Source organism: Yersinia sp. 2545 StPb PI (assembly GCF_052217125.1).
Lineage (GTDB): Bacteria > Pseudomonadota > Gammaproteobacteria > Enterobacterales > Enterobacteriaceae > Yersinia > Yersinia enterocolitica_E.
On record NZ_JAZGPY010000001.1, the window covers coordinates 1,940,690 to 1,965,575 of the forward strand.

The window sequence follows — 24,886 nt, forward strand, 5'->3', positions numbered from 1 at the left end:
AGCGAGAAAATCCCGATGAGCTTACTAAAGTAAGTGATTCGGGTAAACGAGCGCGGCCAACACACCTGTAACTTGAAATATGAAGGATATAGGCGGTTAATGGTTCCATAAAGGCGTAGTACCCTTTATTATCCTCGATCACTTTGCTTTAGCAACAGGATCTAAACAGATTTCATGTATCAACCTGTCGCACTATTTATTGGCCTGCGTTATATGCGCGGGCGTGCATCTGACCGCTTCGGTCGGTTCGTCTCATGGCTTTCTACTATTGGCATCACGCTTGGCGTGATGGCGCTGATCACGGTACTGTCGGTGATGAATGGTTTTGAGCGTGATTTGCAGAATAATATTTTGGGGCTGATGCCGCAGGCGCTGATTACCACGCCACAAGGCTCTCTTGACCCGAATAAGATCCCTGCCTCTGCACTTAAATCGTTGACTGGCGTTACTGATATTGTGCCGCTAACCACTGCGGATGTGGTGTTGCAGAGTGCCCGCAATCTGGCGGCTGGTGTGATGCTGGGTGTTGATCCCGAGCGTCATGAACCACTGGCTGATTATTTGGTTAACGTGCACCTGAAGGATTTACAGCCGGGGAGCTACAATATTATCCTGGGCGAAAAACTGGCGGGCCAGTTGGGTGTTAAACGTGGTGAAACATTGCGTTTGATGGTCCCTAGCGCCAGTCAGTTCACGCCAATGGGGCGCATTCCTAGCCAGCGGCTGTTTAATATCATTGGAACATTCGCCGCAGACAGTGAGGTTGATGGCTATCAAATGCTGGTTAATCAGCAGGATGCATCACGTCTGATGCGTTATCCGGCTGGCAATATTACCGGCTGGCGTCTATTCCTTGCACAACCTTTGTCTGTTGATAGCCTGAGCCAACAGGCGTTGCCTGAAGGCACGGTATGGAAAGATTGGCGGGAGCGTAAAGGCGAATTGTTCCAGGCGGTGCGTATGGAAAAAAATATGATGGGGTTGCTACTTAGCCTGATTATTGCCGTCGCAGCCTTTAATATAATTACCTCGTTGGGCCTGTTAGTGATGGAGAAGCAGGGTGAAGTGGCGATTTTGCAAACTCAAGGCTTGAGCCGCCGCCAAATCATGCTGGTCTTTATGGTGCAGGGGGCTACCGCCGGGGTAATTGGCGCATTACTTGGTGCCGGGCTGGGTATTTTGCTCGCCAGCCAATTGAACACGATTATCCCGATTCTCGGTTTATTGATTGATGGTGCCACCTTGCCGGTGGAGATTAACCCGGTACAGGTCACCGTGATTGCTCTGTTGGCGATGGCGATTGCCTTGTTGTCCACGCTTTATCCTTCCTGGCGCGCTGCCGCCGCACAACCTGCCGAGGCTTTACGCTATGAGTAACCATCCATTATTACAGTGTTTAGATTTGTGCAAACGCTATCAGGAAGGGCAATTGCACACTGAGGTATTGCGTAATGTGTCGTTCACTATCGAAGCTGGTGAGCTGATGGCGATTGTCGGCAGTTCCGGTTCAGGTAAAAGTACCTTATTGCATCTGTTGGGTGGTCTGGATTCCCCAACCTCCGGCGAGGTTATTTATCAGGGCCGTTCACTGAATCAGCTCTCTTCCACCGCGAAAGCGGAATTACGTAACCGAGAGTTAGGTTTTATCTATCAATTCCACCATTTACTGCCTGATTTTACCGCATTGGAGAATGTCGCAATGCCACTGTTAATCGGTGGAGCCAAACCCGCAGAGGCGCAGGATAAAGCCCGGGCGATGTTGACCGCGGTAGGGTTGGAAAAACGGAGCAAACATCGGCCGTCTGAGTTGTCTGGTGGTGAGCGTCAGCGGGTGGCGATTGCCCGTTCGCTGGTGAACAACCCGTCACTGGTTTTGGCAGATGAACCGACCGGTAACCTGGACCAACGTAATGCTGACAGCATCTTTAATCTGTTAGGTGAATTGAATGTTCGCCAGGGGACGGCATTTTTAGTGGTAACCCACGATTTGCAGTTAGCAAAACGTATGAGCCGCCAGTTGGAAATGCGCGATGGCCAGCTACAGCAGCACTTGACACTGGTGGGGGCTGAGTAATGGGTGTGTCGCCACTTTCACTTTTAATCGGCTTACGGTTTAGCCGTGGCCGCCGTCGTGGCGGTATGGTGTCATTAATTTCAGTGATATCTACCTTGGGTATCGCCTTGGGTGTTGCAGTATTGATCGTGGGTCTAAGTGCGATGAATGGCTTCGAACGTGAGCTGAAAGATCGCATTTTGGCCGTGGTACCACACGGCGAAATTGCGGTGGTTAATCAGCCGTTCAGTGGCTGGCCGCAAACCCTGCAACGTATTGAAAAAGTGCCTGGTATCGTAGCGGCCGCCCCCTATATCAATTTCACCGGTCTGATTGAAAATGCCACACAACTGCGTGCAGTACAGGTTAAAGGTGTTGATCCGCAGGCAGAACAGCGTCTTAGCGCATTACCCAGCTTTGTGCTTGACCATGCTTGGGATAATTTCAAAGCGGGTCAGCAGCAGATTATTTTAGGTAAAGGTCTGGCTGACGCATTAGGTGTGAAGCAGGGGTCATGGCTGACAGTAATGATCCCGAATAGTGATCCTGAAATGAAACTGCTGCAACCTAAGCGTATTCGCTTACAGGTCGCCGGTGTTTTTCAACTCAGTGGTCAGTTGGATCACAGTCTGGCACTGGTCCCTTTAGCTGATGCCCAGCAATACTTGGAAATGGGTGACAGTGTCACTGGTATAGCCATCAAGGTCAATGATGTATACAACGCCAACAAACTGGTGCGAAGTGCCGGTGAAGTGAGCAATGCATATGTTTATATCAGCAGTTGGATTGGCACTTATGGCTATATGTACCGCGATATCCAGATGATTCGTACCATCATGTATTTGGCCATGGTGCTGGTGATAGGTGTTGCCAGTTTTAATATTGTGTCCACCCTGGTTATGGCTGTTAAAGATAAAAGTAGCGATATAGCCGTGTTACGCACATTAGGGGCCAAAGATGGTCTGATCCGTGCAATCTTTATCTGGTATGGCTTATTAGCCGGACTTATCGGCAGTATCAGCGGGGTGATAGTGGGGGTAATTGTCTCAATGCAATTGACCAACATTATCCGTGGGCTGGAGCGGCTGATTGGCCATCAATTCTTGTCTGGCGATATCTATTTCATTGATTTCCTGCCGTCAGAATTGCACTGGTTTGATGTAGCCTGCGTATTAGCCACCGCGCTGGTGCTGAGTTTAATTGCCAGTTGGTATCCTGCACGTCGCGCAAGTCGTATTGATCCGGCTCGGGTATTAAGCGGGCAATAATTCCCCCCGTTATACTTCAAGCCGCATCTGCGTTGGCTGCTTTCGTTTACCCCCAGTCACTTGCTTCAGTAAGCGCCTGGGGACTTACTCAGTTGCCGTCTTCCTACCGCTCGAATTATTTAGGGTATATAAGGACAATTCTATGTATTACGGTTTTGATATGGGCGGCACCAAGATTGAGTTAGGCGTTTTTGATGCCAATCTGCAACGAATCTGGCATAAACGAGTCCCAACGCCCCGTGAAGATTATCAGCAGTTACTGCAAACTTTGCGTGATTTAACGCTGGAAGCTGATGCATATTGTGGTGTTAAAGGCAGTGTGGGTATTGGTATTCCTGGTTTACCCAATGCCGATGATGGCACAGTATTTACGGCCAATGTGCCATCGGCCATGGGGCAATTATTGCAGGGTGATCTTTCCCGCCTGATTGAGCGTGAAGTTCGAATCGATAACGATGCTAACTGTTTTGCGCTGTCCGAAGCGTGGGATCCTGAATTTCGCACTTATCCAACAGTTCTGGGGCTAATTCTTGGCACCGGTGTTGGCGGTGGCCTGATTGTTAATGGCAGTATTGTTAGCGGGCGGAATCATATTACCGGCGAATTCGGCCACTTTCGGTTACCGGTAGATGCGTTGGATATTTTAGGCGCAGATATTCCGCGCGTACCCTGTGGTTGCGGCCATAACGGTTGCATAGAGAATTATATCTCAGGGCGTGGTTTTGAATGGATGTATAAGCACTTTAACCAACAATCGCTGCCCGCCACTGAGATTATCGCCAACTATAATACTGGCGAGCCCAAAGCAGTAGCCCATATTGAGCGCTTTATGGATGTGCTGGCGGTATGTTTGGGTAATCTATTGACGATGCTTGATCCACATCTGGTTGTCATTGGTGGCGGGCTATCTAATTTTGACAAGATTTATCAGGAACTACCAAAACGCTTACCCCAGCATTTATTGCGAGTGGCCCGATTGCCACGCATTGAAAAAGCGCGTTATGGTGATGCGGGCGGCGTTCGTGGCGCTGCGTTTCTGCATTTGAGTGAATAATAGTCGTCACAAGCTATAGAGTCGTCACAAACAATAACGATATCCAATATAGAGGCAAAAGTTATGCGTATTCGCCATCGGCTATGTCGGTTTCGCAAGAATAAGCATTTGCGGCATCAACGTTTTCGCTCCCGTATCTTTCATCGGGACAGTGCTGCTACAGCAGAAATGAAGAAACCGTTTGTGGTGGTGCTTACTGGTGCGGGGATTTCTGCTGAGTCAGGCATCCGTACTTTCCGTGCCGCAGATGGCCTATGGGAAGAGCATCAGGTGGAAGATGTTGCAACGCCGGAAGGGTATCGTCGCGACCCTGAGTTAGTTCAAGCTTTTTATAATGCTCGTCGCCGTCAATTGCAGCAGCCAGAAATTGCACCCAATGCGGCGCATCAGGCGCTGGCAGATTTGGAAGCGGTGCTGGGTGATAACTTTGTTCTGATTACCCAGAATATTGATAATTTGCATGAAAGGGCAGGCAGTAAGCGTGTTATCCATATGCACGGTGAATTGCTGAAGGTGCGTTGCACGCAGTCTGGTCAGGTATTAGATTGGCCGGGGGATCTCTCGGCTGACGAGCGTTGTCATTGCTGCCAGTTCCCATCCCCTTTGCGACCTCATATTGTGTGGTTTGGTGAAATGCCGATGGGGATGGATGATATCTATCAGGCGCTGGCTGAGGCTGATTTCTTTATCTCGATAGGAACTTCAGGCCACGTCTATCCAGCGGCTGGGTTTGTCCATGAGTCACGTTTGCACGGTGCTCATACCGTTGAATTGAATCTGGAACCCAGTCAGGTAGAAAGCCAGTTTGATGAAAAACATTATGGTTTGGCCAGTAAAGTAGTACCGGAATATGTGCGTGAGTTTTTGACTACCCGGGGCGAGAATCGTCAGGGTGATAGCAGTAATTAGCCAAAATGGCGTATAAATAAACGATAGTCCCTGCGGGTTGATGAATAAATCACCCAGCAGGGTTTTAGCATCCCACCTTATTATTCTGGCTTAAGTTTGCCTAAAGCTGACTTGACGCAATATTTGATCACGATCACTTCCCCATAATGATATTCACTATTATGAGGGTGGGAACCATGGACAAATTACTCGACCGCTTTTTCAACTATGTCTCTTTTGATACACAAGCAAAAGCCAATGTAAAATCCGTGCCGAGCACTGAGGGGCAGCACAAGCTTGCGCTGGCATTACAGCATGAGTTGCAGGCGCTGGGTTTTTCTCTGGTTACCTTGAGTGATCACAGTTGTGTAATGGCAACATTACCTGCAAATGTCTCTTGGCCGGTCCCCACTATTGGTTTTATTGCACATCTCGATACGTCACCTGATTTTTCGGGCAAAAATGTTAATCCACAGATTGTAGAAAGTTACCGTGGTGGGGATATTGCCTTGGGGATAGGCGACGAGGTGTTGTCACCGGTCATGTTCCCGGTATTACACCAGCTACTCGGCCACACATTAATTACCACTGATGGTAAAACCTTGCTGGGGGCCGATGATAAAGCCGGTATTGCCGAAATTATTACTGCAATGGTGCGGTTAAAGCACAGTAATGTGCCTCACGGCGATATCCGCATTGCATTCACTCCCGATGAAGAGGTTGGCAAAGGTGCACGCTTCTTTAATGTGGACGAGTTTGATGCCCAGTGGGCTTATACCGTTGATGGTGGTGGTGTTGGCGAGTTAGAGTTTGAAAACTTTAATGCGGCGTCAGTAACGATCAAGGTTGTTGGTAATAATGTCCATCCCGGCAGTGCCAAAGGGGTAATGGTAAATGCATTATCACTGGCGACCCGTTTCCATCAGGAACTTCCTGCAAGTGAAACTCCTGAATGTACAGATGGTTACGAGGGTTTCTATCATCTGCAAAGTATTAAAGGCACTGTTGAGCGGGCAGAAATGCACTATATAGTACGTGATTTCAACCGTGATGGTTTTGAAGCCCGTAAGAAGAATATGGTGGATATTGCTAAGCGGGTTGGTAAAGGTTTGCATCGTGACTGCTACATCGAAATCGTTATGGATGACAGTTATTACAATATGCGTGAACATATAATCAAGCACCCGCATATCATCGAGTTAGCACAACAGGCGATGCGTGATTGCGATATCACGCCCGTCATGAAGCCGATACGGGGAGGCACTGATGGCGCGCAGTTATCTTTCCTCGGATTACCTTGTCCCAATATCTTTACTGGTGGTTATAATTATCATGGTAAACATGAATTTATTACGCTGGAAGGGATGGAGAAGGCGGTTGCAGTAATCATGCGGATTTCTGAACTGACAGCAGCACGAGCTAAAGCGTCATAAATTGCCTGCTACCTGCTTAACCGCCTATACCAAACGCCCCGTAAATGGGGCGTTTGGTATCATATATCACAGAGATTAGTCGTTGAAATACCAATAACCGCTATTAACCAGTTCCGCCAGCAGTGCCAGGAACGCTGGGTCTTCCAATGCATCACCAAGTTGTTGAGCATCCACACTGAAATGTTGACACAAAGCATTGGCAGCACTCATATGCGGCGTATCAATCAGTTCACCGTTAACAAAGCAGCTATCACCAATACGTAAAGCGCGCAGGCCACTAAGGCGGCGTAATGCTTCACCTTGTTGTAGCAAATCATAGATCTCACTGGCCTGATAAGGTGGTTCAGGTGGCGCAACATCCAGCTCATGACGTGATTGAGAAGTAAACTCACCAAACCAGTTTTGGAAATGCTCGGGTTGCTGGAGTAAATCCAACATCATTGCCCGCAGCTTATCGACTTCATGTGGCAAAATATCTGCTGGCTGGTCACGCAGTTGCAAATCAGGATCACTGTAACGGTAGCTCCCCAATTCACGCGAAAGGATATAATCGGCAAAACCACTGACTAATTCACGGCCATTTGGCGCGCGGAAACCGACTGAATAATTCAATGCATTTTCAAGTGCATAGCCTTCATGGGGGAAACCCGGTGGAATGTAGAGAATATCGCCCGGCTCCATTTCCTCATCAATGATGGCATCAAAGGGAGCGACTTGTAGCAAGTCAGGGTGTGGGCAATGCTGCTTCATTTCAGTTTTTTCACCCACTCGCCAGCGGCGGCGGCCAGTCCCCTGAATGATAAAGACATCATATTGATCAAAATGTGGGCCAACACCGCCACCGGGTACGGAGAAGGAGATCATCAAATCATCCATACGCCAGTCAGATAGCTGGCGGAAGGGGCGCATTAATGCAGCGGCAGGCTCATGCCAATGGTCAACAGCTTGAACCAGCAGCGACCAGTTGGTTTCACCTAAGTGATCAAAACTCTCAAACGGGCCGTGGCTCACTTGCCAACGACCATCTTCATGGCTTACCAAGCGGCTGTCGACTTCATTTTCCATCGCTAGCCCAGCAAGTTCATCCGGCGAGAGCGGGTCTATAAAGTTTTTAAAACCGCGTTTGAGGATAACGGGGCGTTTCTGCCAGTAACGTTGCAGAAAGTCAGGCCAATCGAGACAGAGTTGGTAATCCATGTTTATTCCAGAATAGGAGGGAATTTGCTTGTGATTATAACGGAAGCCAGCCTTTAGTATCAGGGGCTGGCAGGCAAATTTTGTTAATCATCGTGATAATCATGTTGCTGGCCAAAAGTCACCATCATTTTGGCTCCACCTAACGGGCTTTCAGTGATGGAAATCTCACCTTGATACTGTTCAATAATTTCGGCGGCCACGGATAGCCCCAGCCCTTGTCCAGGGCGCAAAGTGTCAACTCGCTGGCCGCGCTGGAAAATCAGCAACCGCTTATTTTCAGGAATACCCGGTCCATCATCATCTACCACAATAGTTAGCTGTTTTTCAGAGTGTAGGGCGGTAATCTCAACGAATTCAAGACAATACTTGCAAGCGTTATCCAGTACGTTGCCCATCACTTCCATAAAGTCATTTTTATCACCAAGGAAGGTGACTTCAGGTGAGATATCCAGCGTGAGTACTACCCCTTTACGCTGATAGACTTTATTCAGTGCGCTGCACAAGCTGTCTAACAGCGCCGGTACCGAGTGGATTTCCCGGACCAGTACATTCTGTTCGGAACGCATACTGGCGCGGTGCAGGTAATAGCCAATTTGCTGAGAGATACGGCTTATCTGCTCTAGCATGATAGGTTCGACCTCTTCGATGGTCGTCTGCTTGCCGGTACGTAAAGAACGCAGGGTGGTCTGTAATACCGCCAGTGGGGTCTTAAGGCTGTGGGTGAGATCCGACAAGGTTGTGCGATACTTGGTGTAACGTTGACGCTCATTGGTGAGCAAAATATTGAGGTTTCGAACCAAGCTCTGTAATTCACGCGGTGGATTTTCATCCAGTTGTTCGCGTTCACCTTTTTCCAACTGACTGATTTGACTGACCAGTGCTTTAATTGGCCGCAGGCTCCAGTAGGCCGCCAGCCACAGTAAGGGAACCACCAACAGCAAATTAGCCAGTAACACATAGCTAAACCAGTTCCACACCAAGTCAGAACGTTGTAACTCCTGCGGGATGGTATCTACGACCACAATGGTGAGCTGTGGTAAGCGTGAGGTCGCAGGATAAGTATTGACGGAGATTGAGTGCGTTAGGGCGCTGTTATCAGTATCGTCATATTTTTTTAGCTGGTCTTGGGCTTTGGGGTTATCACCCAACATCATGCTACTGATGTGTGTCCCGGTATCCAGTTCGTAGAAGCCGGGTTTTTGTAACCAACTTTTTTCGATATGCGATTCAAGCTCGGGCACATGGCGCTGACGCCACAAAATATTGCCGTCTTTGTCATAAATCAGCACTAACGTTGGGATGTTCAGTTCAAGTTCAGGGGGAACCGAAATACTCAGTTTATTATCATGCCACTGAGCCAAACTGAAAAATAAGTTACTTTCACCGCGATGGGCACTGAAGGTATTTTTATCAAAGCTGACAATGTACCCAACCACGGCAACCATGCCATAAGATAACGACAGCGCTAAAATGACACCTGCTGTCGCCATAAGAAAACGCGCACGAAGAGAGAACGGTTTGCTATTTTTCCTGAACATAGTGTCTAGCTGGCGTCAAAACGGTATCCCTGACCTCGGATGGTCGTAATCACTTCGCCTTCATGTTCTGCCAGTAGCTTTTTACGCAAACGGCCCATTAATACATCGATGGTGTGGCTCTCACGTAGTTCTGCATCAGGATAGAGTTGCAGCATGAGCGTATCTTTGCTGACCACTTTACCGGCATTACGAATAAGGGTTTCGATGATAGTGTATTCAAAGGCCGTCAGTTTAATCTGTTGCTGATTGACACACAACTCTCGGCGCGAGAGGTCAATCTGAAACGGAGGGAATTCAATTACCTGAGATGCTAAACCAATATTGCGGCGCATCAACGCCTGCATCCGTGCGATGACTTCTTCAAGATGAAAGGGCTTAGTCACGTAATCATCGGCACCCGCTTCCAGCACGGCGACTTTATCTTGCCAGCTTTCCCGTGCTGTGAGCACCAGAATAGGTAAGTTTGTTTGATGACTGCGCCAGCGACGAATAAGACTTAAGCCATCTTCCCCGGGAAGGCCGAGATCAATAATCGCGATATCCGGGGCATGCTCTTGCAAGAAATAGTCTGCTTCTTTAGCATCTTCCGCTGCATCAACCTGATGGCCCATTTCACGCATTTGCACGGTAAGATGGTGACGCAATAAAGCATTATCTTCCACAACCAGAACCCGCATACCACATTCCTCGATAAGACTTAACCGGGCAACTCAATATTACCCGGCAAGTAAATAATTAAAATCAATGAATTAGAAGTTGTAACGTAAACCTGCTTGCATTGCTTGATCACTCACTTTCCAGTTATGGTAGGTGTAACCTACTTCCGCTGCAAGGCTCTGTGTTAAGGCGTAGCTCGTCGTAATTCGCGCTTCATGGAATGCCCGGTGGTCATAATTTGCCAGGCGATAGGCAACATCCATACCGATACTTTGCGTGAGTTTGCTCTTAATACCGATTTCACCGGTAGCGCTATTGTAGGTATTGGTTTTTTTACCGTCTTTGCTGGCATCAAATACCATCGCATGGCGGCTGCCACCCACTAAGCTATAAAAATCGATATTAGGTGAAAAAGCAAAGTGGTACCCCAAGCCGAGCACTGCTTGTGCAAGGCCGCGATCGTTATTGGCAATACTGTTCAGGCGGGCATCAATAAAGAGATCATTATCAAATCCATAGCCACCATTCAGATAAATGCCGCCCATCTCGCGATTACCAGTCTGGCTGTACTTTTTTTGGTCAAACTGTTTATCAAAACGGGCCTTATTGCTGATGGCACCGTATTGCAAGCCACCCGCTACATAAGTGTAATCACCTGCTATTGCGGCTGTACAGGTACCCATCAGGGCGAGAGATAATAAGGTTTGCTTCAACATATAATAATAGCTCCTGCAATTGTAACGTCCTTTTGGCATCGCGGATATTATCGATGATAACGGCTAAACCGTTGCTAAACAGGAGGGGAGAGTACGCAGGAAAATAAGAGAAATCAGGAGGATAATACAGGTGGCATAGGGCTACCACCTGTATTAGGGATTAAAAAATTACTTTAATTCATCGACCATAGTGGCTGCCCGGCCAATATAATTAGCGGGCGTCATTGCTTTCAACCGGGTTTTTTCTTCTTCCGGTAAGGCAAGGCCATCGATAAATGCCTGCATGCCTGCGGCATCTACCCGCTTGCCACGGGTGAGTTCTTTGAGTTTTTCATACGGTTTTTCAATGCCATAACGGCGCATTACGGTTTGGATCGGCTCAGCCAGAACTTCCCAGTTGTGATCAAGCTCATCCAGTAGGTGCGTTTCGTTGACTTCCAACTTGCTAATGCCTTTCATTGTCGCCTGATAGGCTATTAACGCATAGCCCAAACCAACACCTAAATTACGGAGCACTGTGGAGTCAGTCAGGTCGCGCTGCCAGCGGGAAACCGGTAATTTACTGGCCAGATGTCCGAGCACCGCATTGGACATGCCCAAATTGCCTTCGGAGTTTTCGAAATCAATGGGGTTCACTTTATGGGGCATGGTGCTTGAACCGATTTCACCGGCGATAGTTTTTTGTTTGAAATGATTTAGGGCAACGTAACCCCAAATATCACGGTCAAAATCGATCAGGATAGTATTGAAACGGGCAACACAATCAAACAGTTCGGCAATGTAATCATGAGGTTCAATTTGCGTAGTGTATGGGTTCCAGTTGATCCCCAGCGACGTGACAAAACTTTCGCTGAACTGATGCCAGTCCACTTCAGGATAAGCAACGATGTGAGCATTATAGTTACCTACTGCACCGTTGATTTTACCCAGAATTTCCACTTGTGACAGTTGACGGAACTGGCGCTCCATACGGTAAGCAACGTTAGCCAGTTCTTTACCGATGGTTGAAGGTGTGGCTGGCTGACCATGGGTACGGGACAGCAGTGGCAAATCACGGTACTGGTGGGCCAGCGCTTTAATTGAATCAATAATCTGCCGCCACATTGGCAATACCACATCCTGACGGGCGGTTTGCAACATTAAGGCGTGGGATAAGTTATTGATATCTTCTGAAGTACAAGCAAAGTGAATAAATTCTGACACTGCGTGCAACGCCGGAACACTCGCTACTTTTTCTTTCAGGAAATACTCAACAGCTTTCACATCATGATTAGTCGTGCGCTCAATGGTTTTGATGCGCTGTGCATCTTGTTCGTTGAACTGTTGCACGATCTTGTCAAGGTAAGCGTTTGCGTCGGCATCAAAAGCCGGAACTTCTTTGATCTCTGCGCAGGCGGCCAGTTTTTGCAGCCAACGTACTTCGACCTGCACGCGGAATTTCAGCAAACCGAATTCGCTAAAGATTGGGCGCAGTGCGCTGACTTTGTCGCCGTAGCGACCATCAATAGGTGAAACGGCGGTCAGTGAGGATAATTCCATCGGTGGCAACTCCAATTACTTTGGTATGGTTCAATTATGAGCAAGAATACTCTGTGCCTGTTTAAAAAGACGATTTCGCGAAAACATTAACTGCAAGCGGCTTCCACCGACTTGTTGCCAAAGCACGGCTGAGCGAATACCCGCCAGCAGGGCGGCACGAACTTTTGCCTGCACCAACGTGCTTTGTAAAATAGCGGGTGAACCGGTAACCTGAATGCGTGGGCCGAGAGGGCTGATGACATCAGTATAAATGGATGCCAGTGAACTCATCATTGTTTCTGATTCAAGATCGAAATGTGCCAGTTGGCGATCAAGCTGATTGATTCGGTCACCCAATGTATTCATGGCAGGCTTATTGCCATTGAGCTTGCGTTCTAACACCATTAAGCTGAGGGTATAGCGGGTCAATTCTGCTGCTGGCCCCTGACGATTGGCATTTAAGACCGTTTGCAGCGTCTCCAATCCCATTTTCAGCGATTGCTCATTACCGCCGTACACCGCAAGTGTTGACGGTGGGTCGGTCTGTAGTAGCCCGCCCAAGATGGTGTTCAATGCCTCATTATCGCACTGGCCTTCATGAGCCAGTTGCTGAACCAAGCGAGCGGACTGGCAGATCCCTGCCAGTGCCAGCGTAATGTCATAATAATTCTTCGCCACGGTCACTCCTGTAAACGTTCTGGTTCATTGCTGGGCTGATTTAGTTTGTTACTACGTCAGTCAGTGGATAACACTCTTCAATGATACCGCCGCCAAGGCAGACTTCACCTTGATAAAATACAGCGGACTGACCCGGGGTTACTGCGGCAACCGGGCTATCGAATCTGACCTCGATACGCTCATCATCCAGCGGGGTGACGGTGCAGGGAATATCCTGCTGACGGTAGCGTGTTTTCACCACACACTGAAAAGCGGCGGTTATCGGTTGACGGTCAACCCAATGCAACTGTTGGGCTATCAGACCGACTGACATTAACCGTGGATGTTCATGTCCTTGCGCCACAAGCAAGATATTATTGGCGACATCTTTATCTACCACATACCATGGGTCATCACCGCCATGTTTGGTGCCACCGATACCCAGCCCTTTACGTTGCCCCAAGGTGTGATACATCAATCCCTGATGCTCGCCCATATGCTGACCGTCAACAGTCATGATAGGGCCGGGTTGTGCGGGCAGATAACGCCCCAGGAAATCACGGAATTTGCGCTCACCGATAAAGCAGATGCCGGTGGAGTCTTTTTTCTTGGCGGTGACCAGATCAAGTTGCTCGGCGATACGGCGCACTTCGGGTTTTTCCAGTTCGCCGACCGGGAATAGGCTTTGGGCCAGTTGTTCGTGGCTTAATGTATAGAGGAAGTAACTTTGATCTTTATTGCCATCCAGACCACGTAGTAAACGGCTTTTGCCATCGACATCCTGGCGGCGAACATAGTGGCCAGTGGCAATATAGTCAGCCCCTAAGTCTTCGGCGGCAAACTCAAGGAAAGCTTTAAACTTGATCTCTTTATTACACAGAATATCAGGGTTAGGTGTGCGCCCGGCTTTATATTCTTCCAGGAACAATTCGAACACGTTATCCCAATATTCTGCGGCAAAATTGACGGTGTGCAACTCCACGCCCAGTTTGTCGCATACTGCTTGCGCATCGGCCAAATCGGTCGCTGCTGAGCAATACTCTTCGCCATCATCCTCTTCCCAATTCTTCATGAACAAACCGGCAACTTGGTAACCCTGTTGCTGAAGCAGGTAGGCGGAAACGGAAGAGTCGACACCGCCGGACATACCGACGATTACTTTTTTCTGGCTATTATCTGACATGGGAGTCTCACTAACGTAAATACCTAAGCTTCTGATAGAGACCAAGGCGGATAGCACTATCCGAACACTTTATCGCCACGGACAAGGCATTATAAAAACAAGCGCCGGATTTTATCACGTTGACCGCTCGACTGCATTCTAGATTCGCGCTCTCGACGAAATTACCTGAGTAAATCAACGCTACTTTTTATAAAGGCCAGTTAAAAGAACCAACCAGATCAAGGGAATAACGTTCGGGTTGTTGGTAACAGCGGATACTCTCGGCCACTAATGGTGAACGTAAATTGGCTGATTGCAGTATTTCATCAGCCAAGAGCCACCGACAGCAATCAATATCACTATCATGAGGATGGGTGGGTAAGGGGGCCAGCAGTTCAATAACGAAAGCGAAGCGCAAAAATGGGGTCTTGTCCGGGGCTATCCATTGATGCATTCGCAGAAAAGATTGCGGTGTGGCGCGAATTCCGGTCTCTTCCCACAACTCTCTCTCTGCGGCTTGCAACAGAGTTTCATTGGCTTCCAAATGTCCAGCCGGTTGATTCCATAGTTTTTTGCCATTAATCGTCTCTTCGACAACTAAGAATTTCCCTTGTGCGTGCACAACACAAGCGACAGTTACATGGGGCTTAAACATAGTTAATCTCCTTCCATTCGCCGGGCTGTAGGTCGGCAAGGCTTAAATTTCCTACACTAAACCGTATCAGACGCAGGGTAGGGAAGCCAATATGGGCCGTCATTCTGCGCACTTGCCGATTACGACCTTCGTAAAGTGTGATCTGTAGCCAGCAGGTAGGACTATTTTTGCGCTCTCTGATCGGGGGCACCCGCGGCCATAGCCACTCAGGTTCATTAACCAACTCAGCCCCTGCGGGTAAGGTAGGGCCATCTTTTAAGGTGACACCACGGCGTAATTGGCCGAGAGCATCATCGCCAGGTATTCCTTCTACTTGTACAAAATAGATTTTACCTGTTTTCTCGCCCGGTTGGGTGAGTTTGGCTTGCAACTTGCCATCATTGGTTAATACCAGTAAACCTTCACTGTCGCGATCGAGTCTGCCTGCGGCATAAACGTCGTTAAAGGGGATAAATTCCTTCAATGTGCTACGGCCAGACTCATCGGTAAATTGTGGCAAGACATCGAAAGGTTTGTTGAATAACAACACTCTCCTTGGGCCGACAGGCTTTACCCGTTTGGCCGGCGTCTTGGTGCTGAATCGGTTAACTTTGTGATTTTTAACAGAGAATTTATTCATGTTTATTGCGATTCCGAATGATTAGCGCATTATACCTCAATCCGTTTCGGATTGGCGTGGAACGAATATTCAAGTAGTATTGACACGAATCTTACAAGGCATTAACAAAATTGCGCTGAAGGAGAAGGTTGATGGAAAGCAAAGTAGTTGTTCCGGCAGAAGGTAAGAAAATTACTGTCGATGCTCAGGGTAAACTGGTTGTTCCGCATAATCCGATCATTCCATTTATTGAAGGTGATGGTATCGGCGTTGATGTGACCCCTGCCATGATCCACGTGGTAGATGCCGCGGTTAAGAAAGCCTATAAAGGTGAGCGTAAAATCTCCTGGATGGAAATCTACACCGGTGAGAAGTCAACGCATGTTTATGGCAAAGATGTTTGGCTGCCAGAAGAAACATTGGATCTGATTCGTGAGTACCGCGTGGCGATTAAAGGCCCATTGACTACCCCGGTCGGTGGCGGTATTCGTTCGTTGAACGTTGCTTTGCGCCAACAACTTGATCTGTATGTGTGCCTGCGTCCGGTGCGTTATTACGAAGGGACCCCAAGCCCGGTAAAACACCCTGAATTGACCAACATGGTGATTTTCCGCGAAAACGCGGAAGATATCTATGCTGGAATCGAATGGAAAGCCGGTTCACCAGAAGCTGAAAAAGTGATTAAGTTCCTGCGTGAAGAGATGGGTGTGAAGAAAATCCGTTTCCCTGAACAATGCGGTATTGGTATCAAACCTTGCTCAGAAGAAGGGACTAAGCGCTTGGTTCGTGCGGCAATTGAGTATGCAATTACCAACGATCGTGAATCAGTAACTCTGGTTCATAAAGGCAACATTATGAAATTCACCGAAGGTGCCTTTAAAGACTGGGGTTACCAGTTAGCACGTGAGGAATTTGGTGGTGAGCTGATCGATGGCGGTCCTTGGGTTAAAATCAAGAACCCCAATAATGGCAAAGAGATCATTATCAAAGATGTGATTGCTGATGCCTTCCTGCAACAAATTCTGCTGCGTCCTGCTGAATATGATGTTATCGCCTGTATGAACCTGAATGGTGATTACATCTCTGACGCCTTGGCTGCTCAGGTTGGCGGTATCGGTATTGCTCCGGGTGCCAACATTGGTGATGATTGTGCTTTGTTTGAGGCCACTCACGGCACTGCACCAAAATATGCTGGTCAGGATAAAGTGAACCCAGGCTCAATCATTCTGTCCGCAGAAATGATGCTACGTCATATGGGTTGGTTCGAAGCGGCTGACTTGATTATCAAAGGCACCGAAGGCGCAATTCAGGCCAAGACCGTGACTTATGATTTCGAACGCCTGATGGATGGCGCTAAACTGCGCAAATGTAGCGAGTTTGGTCAAGATATCATCGACAACATGTAAATTGTTGAGCAGAACAAAGCCTCGCGGGAGTTTAAGCTACCGTGAGGCTTTTTTTATCCCAAGAAGGGACGAAGTTGGTTGCTTAAATATCTACTAGTACAGATTTATCTCTTATTTGTTATTAAATTGTTATTCACCTCTCAAACTGTTCTTGCGGTAGGAATATATGAAGAAAATATTTGACTGATTATGGTAACTCTTTATCCTTTACCGCAAGTTATTTGGCATATAGCTGCTGGCGAATTGTACTGAGCTTATTTAGCTCGCAGTTTTCAAGATATTATAAAAATCTTATTCTTTATTTTCTCTCTTAAAACAGAGGTTTACATTGTGACAAAGGATGTAGAAATTGTTAAAGCACGGCATCCGTTAGATAAGCAGCATATCAAACTGACTTATGTAACTCATTTTTACTGTAATCAGGGAAATATGGATTCTGTTGAATCTTTGTTGAAGGAATATGAAACTTACCCTGATGATATTAAAGATGCAGTGGAGTTTGTCATCGTCGATGATTGCTCGCCATTAGAGTATGACGTAAAGGATTATGATTTGAATTTCACGTGGTTAAGAATAACCACTGATATTCAGTGGAATCAGGCCGGCTCTCGGAATCTGGGGGTGACATACGCGAAGTCAGATAAGATTATCATTACTGATTTAGATTGCTTGCTACCGGCAGACACCCTGCGTTATTTGGTGAATGCCCGTAACCCTGGCCGTTCCCTATATCGTATCTACCGCACAGATGAAAAAACAGGTAAAGCCTATCGTGGCCATCCTAACCTGTTCTTCATGTCCAGAGCACGGTTCTTTAGGTTGTATGGGTATGATGAAGAGTTCGCTGGCCATTATGGCTCGGAGGATTATCGGTTTGTGAAGTTCCATAAAGATCATGGTAGCACACCACGTTATCTGCCTAAGCAGTACCGATGCATTGAGCGTAATGTAGATAGGAAGAAAAGCTACCATTCTCTGGATCGTGATTTGACTCACAACGCCCCGATTGATGACCGGAAGAAGAGTGAAATTGCACGGTTTGGTGCAGAATATGGCCATAGCCGGATATTTCTTAACTTTAACTGGGAAATTAAAAAAGTGCATTCACGTGTGCCGACGGTGCCTGAACGCAAGCTTTGGTGGCGACCATTATGGTGGTTCCGTTACTTGTTTAGATCACTGGCAGCATAACGGCACTCGCCACAAAATATTGCCATAGCTAGTGGTTATCTGATGGTTGGTTATGGCGTAAATTGGGGCTGCTATCCTTTGCGAAAAGGTATCTGATAGCCTCAACTGATTATCAATTCGAAGTGAGTGACTTATGATTTCTCCGGTTTCTACTTCTTTGCCCGGCTCAGCGCCAGTGCATCGATATGTTGGCATGTTTTCCTGTGCTACGGCATTCCTGTTAGGTATTGGTCTACCCACTTCTAATTTCATAATGAATTTGTCGATGGTGTTAGCTGTCATCTGTTTGCTGCTGAACCGCGATACTCGCTATGTGAAAACGTTGGCAAAGAATCCGTTGATTTGGTTGCCTGCCATTATGTTCATGCTGCTGGCACTGTCGTTGCTCTGGCAGCATAACCTATACGGCAAAGTGATGGTCAGCAAGTACTCCAAATTACTGTATATCTTACCGTTAGCGATGTTCTTTGTGCTGTCACGTTCATTGGCTGGCTATTTTGCCAAAGGTTTTTTACTGGCAAATGCCGTTATCCTGGCAGCCAGCCTGTGGGTTGGCCTTCTCCATCTGCCGTTGGGGCATATCGATCCACTGAATCCCTCTGTGTTTAAACTGCAAATTACGCATAATTTCTTTATGGCACTGGCCGCCGTTATCTGGCTTGCTCTGGCTTTTAGAAGCCAAGGATGGAAGCGTTGGGGTTATGGTCTGTTGATGTGTTTGGCTATCTATAACATTGTGTTTATGGTGCAAGGCCGCACCGGCTATGTTGCATTGGCCGCGGCATTTGGCCTGTGGGGGTTACTGTCACTGTCAATCCGCCAGCGCTTGGCGATGGTCGTTTGCGCATTTATCGTCGCGGCCATTGTACTTATGGTGCCTAACCGGGCGGTAGATCGGTTGCAGCAGGGCGTGACTGAGGTTAAAACCTGTCTGGCCGTCTCGAATGGTGATGCTAATGTTTCCTGTGATAGCTCGATGGGGCTACGTACCGCATTTATGCTCGCCTCAGTGAAGTTGATTGAGGATGCGCCGATATTGGGTCATGGGGCTGGGGGTTTTTGGTATTCTTTCTCGCAAAGTGCGTATAGCATCAATCCACATAATGAATATCTGATGCAGACAGTTCAGTCGGGATTGGTCGGGTTAGCCTTATTCCTGGGATGGATGTGGTGTTATTTCCGCTCCGCATGGCGTTTATCTGCTCAGGTTAGAAATGTGCTGATTGCATTACTTGGTGCCTATTTGGCTTGCCACTTGTTTAATTCCTTCTTACTCGACTCTTCAGAAGGGCATCTGTTTATTATTCTTACGGCGATAGTTGCCAGTTATTCAGTTCTGCCGCCGAAAGAGCAAAATGAAATCAGTAGTCAATAAAGTTGGCTGTGAAATAAATAAGACAGGTGCCCGATGTGGCACCTGTTATTTATCTGTTTATTCCGGTGTTGCCGTGGCTGAAGTGATGCCTAAACTGTTGTATCCCTCTTTAAAACCAAATACCTCTAAAAACTCATAAACTATTGAATACATATGGTATGGTGAGAAAAACAACCAGGTAAAAAGTGATAATAAAACCATAATGGCAACTAGCAAGAATTTATCCAGCAGCACTTTTCCTCCTTGTATTTTTTGGCTTCATAAACCTTGCCGAATTGATCTTTTAGGTCGAATACGCAAAGTACAATAACGATAACGTAAAACCATATAAAAATCATGGACAGAGTGAGCGAAAATGACTTTTTAGTCACTAGATCACCCAATTATTATTTCCTTCACCTTTGCCTTAGCACAGGCCTGTACAGCCGCCACGATAGCGATGTTCCAGTAGATACTTCAGCCAATGATGCAGAAAATACGGTGTTCAGATGGGAGATATCAGTAGTAAGGACGACAGTGCTGCTGTATATGCGGGTAATCAGGTTAATCGCCTGACGCGATACCACCGTGTGACCTTAATGGATCATGTTGTCGTTTTAATTGGTTGATTATCATGTTATTGCCATTGTTGAACAACCGGCACGACCCTGAGGATGAACCAATAAAAAGCCCTCAATGATGAGGGCTATAGACTAACGGTTGGCTTTATCATCAGCCTCATCGAGCAGGCCTTTGGCTATTTTGCTGGCATCCAGATAACGTGCTGAGTGTAAGATGCCGCTAAGCGTCTCTCGGACACTGGCCAGGAACTGATCGTTATCTGACTCATTAGCACATTCAACCATTAACGCGACAAGCAAAGCTTCATGGGCGATCAGATGATCTTCACCAGGTAAGTTTGCATCAGTTTCACCTTTGTGAGCGCGGACAGATGTTTGATTAAGTGATGACATAAAACTCCTTATTTAATAATTGAGTAACTACCTGACTACTATAGCGGGATTTTTATTTATTGCTATCGTATAAAAATACAGGTGAAATTTATCCACCTGCATAGTGAGATTGGCTAAATTAGATAAAGCCTAATTATTTATTGACCAAAGTCGACATCACATGCTTGATAAAACGCATTGCCTGAGTCTGCAACAATCCATGCCAGAATAATGACGTGATGGCCTTTTTTACCTTTAGGTAAATGAACCTTGTGCTCGATTTTAGCCACTAACTTATCGTTGTGCGAGTAATAAGGAACATAAGGATAGATATCCTCATAAAACGGTGCTGGCTCTAATTGAGCCCGTGTAATACGTTCTGCTGGGTTCCAATCATCTTTGGTAATAAACCAACGATAACCACGAGTAACATGAGCAACAGTGTAGGCCCAATATATATCAAGGTCACTGCCTGGGTTAACCACGATAGTTGGCCAGGTAAAGTTATCATTAGGGTGACCGATAGACCGTAGCTTGTGTTGCATTTCTTTATCGGTGAAATTCACCACCTCTCGATTACCGCGGTGACCACCACTGAGAATAAGGCCATCAGGAGGTGGTGGGTTGCTCCAACTATCCATTTCGTAAGGGGGGGCGAAAGAACCGCCTGTCAAATCAGGGAAGTTTTTTCCTCCTTCCATTTCATTATTTTCCCATTCAGCAATCAATCCTAAATCAGTTGCTACCAAGCCTCGTGTTTGAGGATCAGTGACCCGGCCATGCCGAAGTTGTAATTTATTGTTACTCATGATTTTTACCTCGATAGTTAAGTGTTTGTTTAGATTTTTATGCAACAATATATAAGTATTAATTGGTAATATTGCAGTTTGATATTTTGTAAATAACCTTATTCTACTGTTTATTTAATTATCAAACTTATTATTAATTTGTTTGTGATAAATATCGTTAATGCCAAGTTTGGTGCGCATAATGACATTGTGTTTTTGTGGGGAATTATCGTTTAATATATTATTTTGTGTTTAATTTTTTTATAAGTATGTGGTGTGATAATTCATTTATCAAATCCTTTAATTGTTACTCTATGAGTAAATTATGTATATCTTCACTGCTATTATATTTAACACAGTTACCGAACATGGCTGAGTTAAGGATTGGTCATCATTTTGATTATTATCATTTTTTAGGGGGCGATTAATTTTCATCCCACGATGGAACGTTGTAATTATGTTTATTTATTAAAGCGAAGTGATATTTTTAAAAAATGATACTCAGCCTTCTGGCGACGTTAAACGCGGCAGTATTATGGCTACTGGGCATATTATATTATGCTGAAAATAAAGGATTACATCTGAGATGTCAGGCCAATAGCCTTAAGTCATGACGGGTCATATCTTATCTGACATTAGCGGAGAATATCTTGCGACACTCTCCGTTAATTTTAATATGAACATTACTGGATGCTGTTCTTAAACACCTCACCAAAGCCTACCGAAGTAGGGCGTTGGAGTATCAGTGCTGGCACTATTTCAGCGTTATGTCATCTAACAACCTATCTCATTTTACTGGGCGGTAAATTCGAACAGCCGCTGTTAGGCGCAGGGTGCGATGCGCCAATTCTTCTGCCGCTCCGGCATACTGTTCAACCATGGCCGCATTCTGGTGTGTCATTTGATCTAACTGACCGATCGATTGGTTAATTTGACCAAGTGCCTGTGTCTGTTCATGGGTTGAGATGCTGATTTCACTGATTAGGGTAGAAACTTGACCCGCTTGTTTGACGATATTATCCATGGTGGCCCCAGCATTTTGCACTAAGGCGCTACCGTCACGAACCCGCTCCACACTGGTTTCAATTAATTGTTTTATTTCTTTGGCCGCGGTTGAAGAGCGCTGAGCCAGATGGCGTACCTCGCTGGCAACTACCGCAAACCCTCGACCTTGTTCGCCAGCACGTGCCGCTTCAACCGCCGCATTGAGCGCCAGAATGTTGGTCTGAAAGGCGATTCCTTCAATGACACTGATAATATCTACAATACGATGACTGGAGGCATTAATCGTGCCCATAGTTTCAATGACTTGATGCATCAACTCGCTGCCTTGTTCTGCAGCATGGCTGCTCATCGCGGCCAACGATGTGGTTTCATTGGCACTATTAGCACTGTGCTGTACTGTGGCCACTAATTGTTCTGTGGCGCTGACGATATGCTGCAAGTTGGCGGTAGCCTGTTCAGTTCTAACTTTTAACTCACGATTCCCTGCGGCAATTTCACTGCTGGCAGTGTTAATACCATCAACCTGGCCGCTAACGTCATCCGTCAGAGAACGGAGATTCAGCCCTAATTGATTGACACTCCGCATCAAGTAACCAATTTCATCAACGCGATTTAGCTGTACGTAATCACCAGCTTGCCCAGAAGAGACATCTTGCGCTTGTTGCAAAATTGCGGCGATAGGGTGGGCAACCTGACGTTCTAACCACCAGGAGGTCACCACGCTGCTGGCAACGCTAACTGCGGCCAAAACGAATAATGGCAAACCGGTTATCCCTATCACTCCGGCGGCCACAGTAGGGAGTAAAGCTGCCCCCAATAATGCCCCGCGCAAGCGCCAGCGTAATGGTAATTTTTGGAACAACGACAATAAAGACAACCAACCGGTACGAACAACTAACCCTCGATATAGTGCTATGCGGCGCTGCCTGGCCTTACCCGAATTAAAATCGACATACAGTGCTTCCGCTTGTTTAACTTCTTCGCGAGTGGGGGCAATGCGTACCGAAATATAACCGGTCAGACGGCCATCATGACGTAATGGCGTAGCATTAGCGCGTACCCAATAGTAGTCACCATTTTTACGGCGATTCTTAACCAGTGATGACCAGGATAAGCCAGCATTCAGGGTTTGCCACATGTCAGCAAATGCCGCGGGTGGCATATCTGGGTGCCGAACAACATTGTGCGGTTGACTCAGTAAGTCCTGATATTCAAAACCACTGGCGCGAACAAAGGCGGCATTGGCATAGGCGATATTGCCGTGAATATCGGTGGTGGATTGCAAGGTGGTATCGCGATCAATGGGATACTCCTGCCGACTGACAGGCTTGTTCACTCTCATAATAACCTCAGTAAATGGGGGAGTTCCCTGATAACAGGTGAATACAATAACTACAGACGGTAATCGGCCTCATAAGATAAAACTTTATACTTTTATTAATTAAATTATTGATTCCCCATAATGGTGCTGATTATTCATGCTATTGCACTTTTCTGGGGCAAGATTGTATTTATTAAATGATTAATATATTTAAATTTATTTTTTTATTCAATTATAATTCTATTATTTAAAGTGATGTAAGTTATATAAAAATACATAAAAAACAACTGGATGGGGTTTTTACTGTAGGGCTGCATTAAATATAATTGATGAAAAGAGTGAATGAGTTCTCTTGCATCTAGTTGTTTGTCTATTATTTAGATAAAACATAGTTCAAATCTGTTTAAATGTTGCAAAAGATGATGTTCATGAGTTTTTTATTTACAACTGACCATTGATTATGAATATATGAATAACTATTTGTTACAGTAGTGGGGGTATTAGTTGAGTCGCTATCAAAGGTAAAACCCCTGAAAGGCAGGGGTAAAAGATGAATAAGACCGTATGGACGTTTAATAGCAAGCTGCTCTAAATCTAATGTTTCATCTGTGCAGCTTGCAAGGTTTTGATGCTTGTAAATGGATTAAACCCATCTGAGTATCGTACTTTTGCACCGTGGATAGGGTAAATCTTCTCGCCTAACTAAAGTGATTATGACTTTTCTTCAAGCTTTCAATTTTCATCAAAAAATCATAGATAGGTGAAAGACGGAGAAAGTCTTTACTCAACCGGTCAACCAGTTGTCTGGAAAATAATAAATCCATATCTCTGCGGTGGCTAATTAATGCCCACGACTTCTTGTTGTACCAGACCGCCAATGCCGGTGGTAGATCTTTAATCAAAGGGCGCTTGTAACTCTCTCCCTCAATCGAGAAATTGGGATAAATACAGTCAGCTATGGTGAGAAAATCAGCCGGAGCACGGAGCAGTTGTTGTCTGAAAAGATCCATTGTTTCTCGCGAGGCGCTGTAATACCCCAACCCATAACGCCACCAGTCTGGGCCAAATTCGAAAAAGTAAGTTGGAGCATCCGTCCAATTTTTACGTGATCTTTTAAATGTTAACCAAATATTGCTGCGATAGAGTGACTTATCATGAGAGAAACGGGTATCGCGATTCATGCGAGAAATTGTCTTGCCAATCGCCGGACGAACTTCAAACAGTTCATCAATAGTCAGCATATCTGAACTCAGGTCGGTAACCAGTTTTCGCACTGGCTGTAGTAGATGCTGATCATAGATATCGCGATGTTCCTCGAACCATTCTTTGTTATTGTTGTGAGCAATGTGCTGTAAGAATGTCAGCCCATGTTGAGTAAAACCGGTAAATTCACCCATAATATTCCTTTCTATATGCGGGGCGGACTAAGCCTCTGTTGCCAACCATCAACGTTTTCACGTGACATTCATCTATA

The 24,886-nt window shown here is 46.3% G+C and carries 23 protein-coding genes and 1 pseudogene; 10 read left to right on the top strand and 14 right to left on the bottom strand.

From position 1 onward, the window contains the following. Positions 1–174 precede the first annotated feature (174 nt). From lolC to pepT, 6 genes are all read left to right on the top strand, one after another. Entirely contained in the window at positions 175–1,377 is a 1,203-nt protein-coding gene (gene lolC, locus V1955_RS08865; RefSeq protein ID WP_420072955.1) for a lipoprotein-releasing ABC transporter permease subunit LolC, read from the top strand. Then, positions 1,370–2,074 carry a lipoprotein-releasing ABC transporter ATP-binding protein LolD gene (gene lolD, locus V1955_RS08870; RefSeq protein WP_442820803.1) on the top strand — a complete coding sequence of 235 codons (705 nt, stop codon included), beginning with the start codon at positions 1,370–1,372 and terminating at the stop codon, positions 2,072–2,074. The genes lolC and lolD overlap by 8 nt, the downstream gene beginning before the upstream one ends. After that, complete coding sequence (gene lolE, locus V1955_RS08875; RefSeq protein WP_372559254.1) at positions 2,074–3,321, top strand: lipoprotein-releasing ABC transporter permease subunit LolE; 1,248 nt, start codon at positions 2,074–2,076, stop codon at positions 3,319–3,321. Before lolD ends, lolE begins: the two co-directional genes overlap by 1 nt. Positions 3,322–3,463: 142 nt before the next feature. Continuing rightward, positions 3,464–4,375 (top strand): N-acetylglucosamine kinase, encoded by a 912-nt coding sequence (nagK, locus tag V1955_RS08880; protein WP_083158543.1) that lies wholly within the window; start codon positions 3,464–3,466, stop codon positions 4,373–4,375. 63 nt (positions 4,376–4,438) lie between these two features. Continuing rightward, a complete protein-coding gene (gene cobB, locus V1955_RS08885) occupies positions 4,439–5,284 on the top strand; it encodes a Sir2 family NAD+-dependent deacetylase (RefSeq protein ID WP_372569283.1) in 846 nt (281 codons plus the stop codon). 176 nt (positions 5,285–5,460) lie between these two features. Then, positions 5,461–6,696, top strand: a complete 1,236-nt coding sequence (gene pepT / locus V1955_RS08890; protein ID WP_442820804.1) for a peptidase T — start codon at positions 5,461–5,463, stop codon at positions 6,694–6,696. Between the two features lie 75 nt (positions 6,697–6,771). On the opposite strand, the gene V1955_RS08895 is transcribed toward pepT, so the two are convergent. From V1955_RS08895 to rluE, 9 genes are all read right to left on the bottom strand, one after another. Next, a complete protein-coding gene (locus V1955_RS08895; RefSeq protein ID WP_372569282.1) occupies positions 6,772–7,893 on the bottom strand; it encodes a ribosomal protein uL16 3-hydroxylase in 1,122 nt (373 codons plus the stop codon). Between the two features lie 83 nt (positions 7,894–7,976). Next, positions 7,977–9,431: a two-component system sensor histidine kinase PhoQ gene (phoQ, locus tag V1955_RS08900; protein ID WP_083158547.1), complete on the bottom strand. Its 1,455-nt coding sequence runs from the start codon at positions 9,429–9,431 to the stop codon at positions 7,977–7,979. A gap of 5 nt (positions 9,432–9,436) precedes the next feature. Beyond that, positions 9,437–10,108 (bottom strand): two-component system response regulator PhoP, encoded by a 672-nt coding sequence (gene phoP, locus V1955_RS08905; protein WP_042569971.1) that lies wholly within the window; start codon positions 10,106–10,108, stop codon positions 9,437–9,439. Positions 10,109–10,180: 72 nt separating this feature from the next. Then, the gene (locus V1955_RS08910; protein ID WP_083158549.1) at positions 10,181–10,804 is read right to left on the bottom strand and encodes a YPO1635 family putative outer membrane beta-barrel protein; all 624 of its coding nucleotides are present in this window, start codon (positions 10,802–10,804) and stop codon (positions 10,181–10,183) included. 168 nt (positions 10,805–10,972) lie between these two features. Further along, positions 10,973–12,343: an adenylosuccinate lyase gene (purB, locus tag V1955_RS08915; RefSeq protein ID WP_083158550.1), complete on the bottom strand. Its 1,371-nt coding sequence runs from the start codon at positions 12,341–12,343 to the stop codon at positions 10,973–10,975. A 30-nt stretch (positions 12,344–12,373) separates the two neighbouring features. Beyond that, complete coding sequence (gene hflD, locus V1955_RS08920; RefSeq protein WP_083158551.1) at positions 12,374–13,000, bottom strand: high frequency lysogenization protein HflD; 627 nt, start codon at positions 12,998–13,000, stop codon at positions 12,374–12,376. Positions 13,001–13,040: 40 nt separating this feature from the next. Then, a complete protein-coding gene (gene mnmA / locus V1955_RS08925; protein ID WP_442820805.1) occupies positions 13,041–14,162 on the bottom strand; it encodes a tRNA 2-thiouridine(34) synthase MnmA in 1,122 nt (373 codons plus the stop codon). A gap of 187 nt (positions 14,163–14,349) precedes the next feature. Next, positions 14,350–14,796, bottom strand: a complete 447-nt coding sequence (locus V1955_RS08930; RefSeq protein WP_083158553.1) for an NUDIX hydrolase — start codon at positions 14,794–14,796, stop codon at positions 14,350–14,352. Next, on the bottom strand, positions 14,789–15,415 hold the full coding sequence (gene rluE, locus V1955_RS08935; RefSeq protein WP_083158554.1) for a 23S rRNA pseudouridine(2457) synthase RluE: 627 nt from the start codon (positions 15,413–15,415) through the stop codon (positions 14,789–14,791). Before rluE ends, V1955_RS08930 begins: the two co-directional genes overlap by 8 nt. 131 nt (positions 15,416–15,546) lie before the next feature. On the opposite strand from rluE, the gene icd reads away from it, so the two are divergent. The 3 genes from icd to V1955_RS08950 all read left to right on the top strand — a co-directional run bounded on the left by icd (position 15,547) and on the right by V1955_RS08950 (position 19,366). Beyond that, a complete protein-coding gene (gene icd / locus V1955_RS08940) occupies positions 15,547–16,800 on the top strand; it encodes an NADP-dependent isocitrate dehydrogenase (protein ID WP_005183101.1) in 1,254 nt (417 codons plus the stop codon). A 330-nt stretch (positions 16,801–17,130) separates the two neighbouring features. After that, complete coding sequence (locus tag V1955_RS08945) at positions 17,131–17,991, top strand: glycosyltransferase family A protein (RefSeq protein ID WP_083158555.1); 861 nt, start codon at positions 17,131–17,133, stop codon at positions 17,989–17,991. A 133-nt stretch (positions 17,992–18,124) separates the two neighbouring features. Next, a complete protein-coding gene (locus V1955_RS08950; protein ID WP_372569279.1) occupies positions 18,125–19,366 on the top strand; it encodes an O-antigen ligase family protein in 1,242 nt (413 codons plus the stop codon). Positions 19,367–19,423: 57 nt separating this feature from the next. Here the strand turns inward: V1955_RS08950 and V1955_RS08955 are convergent, their stop codons facing one another. From V1955_RS08955 to V1955_RS08965, 3 genes are all read right to left on the bottom strand, one after another. After that, on the bottom strand, positions 19,424–19,600 hold the full coding sequence (locus tag V1955_RS08955) for a hypothetical protein (protein WP_193784641.1): 177 nt from the start codon (positions 19,598–19,600) through the stop codon (positions 19,424–19,426). 458 nt (positions 19,601–20,058) lie between these two features. Then, positions 20,059–20,319 (bottom strand): hypothetical protein, encoded by a 261-nt coding sequence (locus V1955_RS08960; RefSeq protein WP_083158556.1) that lies wholly within the window; start codon positions 20,317–20,319, stop codon positions 20,059–20,061. A gap of 137 nt (positions 20,320–20,456) precedes the next feature. Further along, positions 20,457–21,107: a lytic polysaccharide monooxygenase auxiliary activity family 9 protein gene (locus V1955_RS08965; RefSeq protein WP_372559239.1), complete on the bottom strand. Its 651-nt coding sequence runs from the start codon at positions 21,105–21,107 to the stop codon at positions 20,457–20,459. Positions 21,108–21,580: 473 nt separating this feature from the next. Between V1955_RS08965 and V1955_RS08970 the strand changes: the two are divergent. Continuing rightward, a pseudogene (locus V1955_RS08970) lies at positions 21,581–21,829 on the top strand (IS4 family transposase); the annotation flags it as partial. Positions 21,830–21,873: 44 nt separating this feature from the next. Here the strand turns inward: V1955_RS08970 and V1955_RS08975 are convergent. Together V1955_RS08975 and V1955_RS08980 are read right to left on the bottom strand one after the other, a co-directional pair. Further along, positions 21,874–23,433 carry a methyl-accepting chemotaxis protein gene (locus tag V1955_RS08975; RefSeq protein ID WP_442820806.1) on the bottom strand — a complete coding sequence of 520 codons (1,560 nt, stop codon included), beginning with the start codon at positions 23,431–23,433 and terminating at the stop codon, positions 21,874–21,876. A 677-nt stretch (positions 23,434–24,110) separates the two neighbouring features. Further along, positions 24,111–24,809, bottom strand: a complete 699-nt coding sequence (locus V1955_RS08980; protein WP_083158559.1) for a DUF2461 domain-containing protein — start codon at positions 24,807–24,809, stop codon at positions 24,111–24,113. Positions 24,810–24,886: the final 77 nt, after the last annotated feature.

Coding starts and splice junctions, on each gene's coding strand:
- lolC (WP_420072955.1), top strand. CDS start 175: ATGTATCAACCTGTCGCACTATTTATTGGCCTGCGTTATATGCGCGGG.
- lolD (WP_442820803.1), top strand. CDS start 1,370: ATGAGTAACCATCCATTATTACAGTGTTTAGATTTGTGCAAACGCTAT.
- lolE (WP_372559254.1), top strand. CDS start 2,074: ATGGGTGTGTCGCCACTTTCACTTTTAATCGGCTTACGGTTTAGCCGT.
- nagK (WP_083158543.1), top strand. CDS start 3,464: ATGTATTACGGTTTTGATATGGGCGGCACCAAGATTGAGTTAGGCGTT.
- cobB (WP_372569283.1), top strand. CDS start 4,439: ATGCGTATTCGCCATCGGCTATGTCGGTTTCGCAAGAATAAGCATTTG.
- pepT (WP_442820804.1), top strand. CDS start 5,461: ATGGACAAATTACTCGACCGCTTTTTCAACTATGTCTCTTTTGATACA.
- V1955_RS08895 (WP_372569282.1), bottom strand. CDS start 7,893: ATGGATTACCAACTCTGTCTCGATTGGCCTGACTTTCTGCAACGTTAC.
- phoQ (WP_083158547.1), bottom strand. CDS start 9,431: ATGTTCAGGAAAAATAGCAAACCGTTCTCTCTTCGTGCGCGTTTTCTT.
- phoP (WP_042569971.1), bottom strand. CDS start 10,108: ATGCGGGTTCTGGTTGTGGAAGATAATGCTTTATTGCGTCACCATCTT.
- V1955_RS08910 (WP_083158549.1), bottom strand. CDS start 10,804: ATGTTGAAGCAAACCTTATTATCTCTCGCCCTGATGGGTACCTGTACA.
- purB (WP_083158550.1), bottom strand. CDS start 12,343: ATGGAATTATCCTCACTGACCGCCGTTTCACCTATTGATGGTCGCTAC.
- mnmA (WP_442820805.1), bottom strand. CDS start 14,162: ATGTCAGATAATAGCCAGAAAAAAGTAATCGTCGGTATGTCCGGCGGT.
- V1955_RS08930 (WP_083158553.1), bottom strand. CDS start 14,796: ATGTTTAAGCCCCATGTAACTGTCGCTTGTGTTGTGCACGCACAAGGG.
- rluE (WP_083158554.1), bottom strand. CDS start 15,415: ATGAATAAATTCTCTGTTAAAAATCACAAAGTTAACCGATTCAGCACC.
- icd (WP_005183101.1), top strand. CDS start 15,547: ATGGAAAGCAAAGTAGTTGTTCCGGCAGAAGGTAAGAAAATTACTGTC.
- V1955_RS08950 (WP_372569279.1), top strand. CDS start 18,125: ATGATTTCTCCGGTTTCTACTTCTTTGCCCGGCTCAGCGCCAGTGCAT.
- V1955_RS08960 (WP_083158556.1), bottom strand. CDS start 20,319: ATGTCATCACTTAATCAAACATCTGTCCGCGCTCACAAAGGTGAAACT.
- V1955_RS08965 (WP_372559239.1), bottom strand. CDS start 21,107: ATGAGTAACAATAAATTACAACTTCGGCATGGCCGGGTCACTGATCCT.
- V1955_RS08975 (WP_442820806.1), bottom strand. CDS start 23,433: ATGAGAGTGAACAAGCCTGTCAGTCGGCAGGAGTATCCCATTGATCGC.
- V1955_RS08980 (WP_083158559.1), bottom strand. CDS start 24,809: ATGGGTGAATTTACCGGTTTTACTCAACATGGGCTGACATTCTTACAG.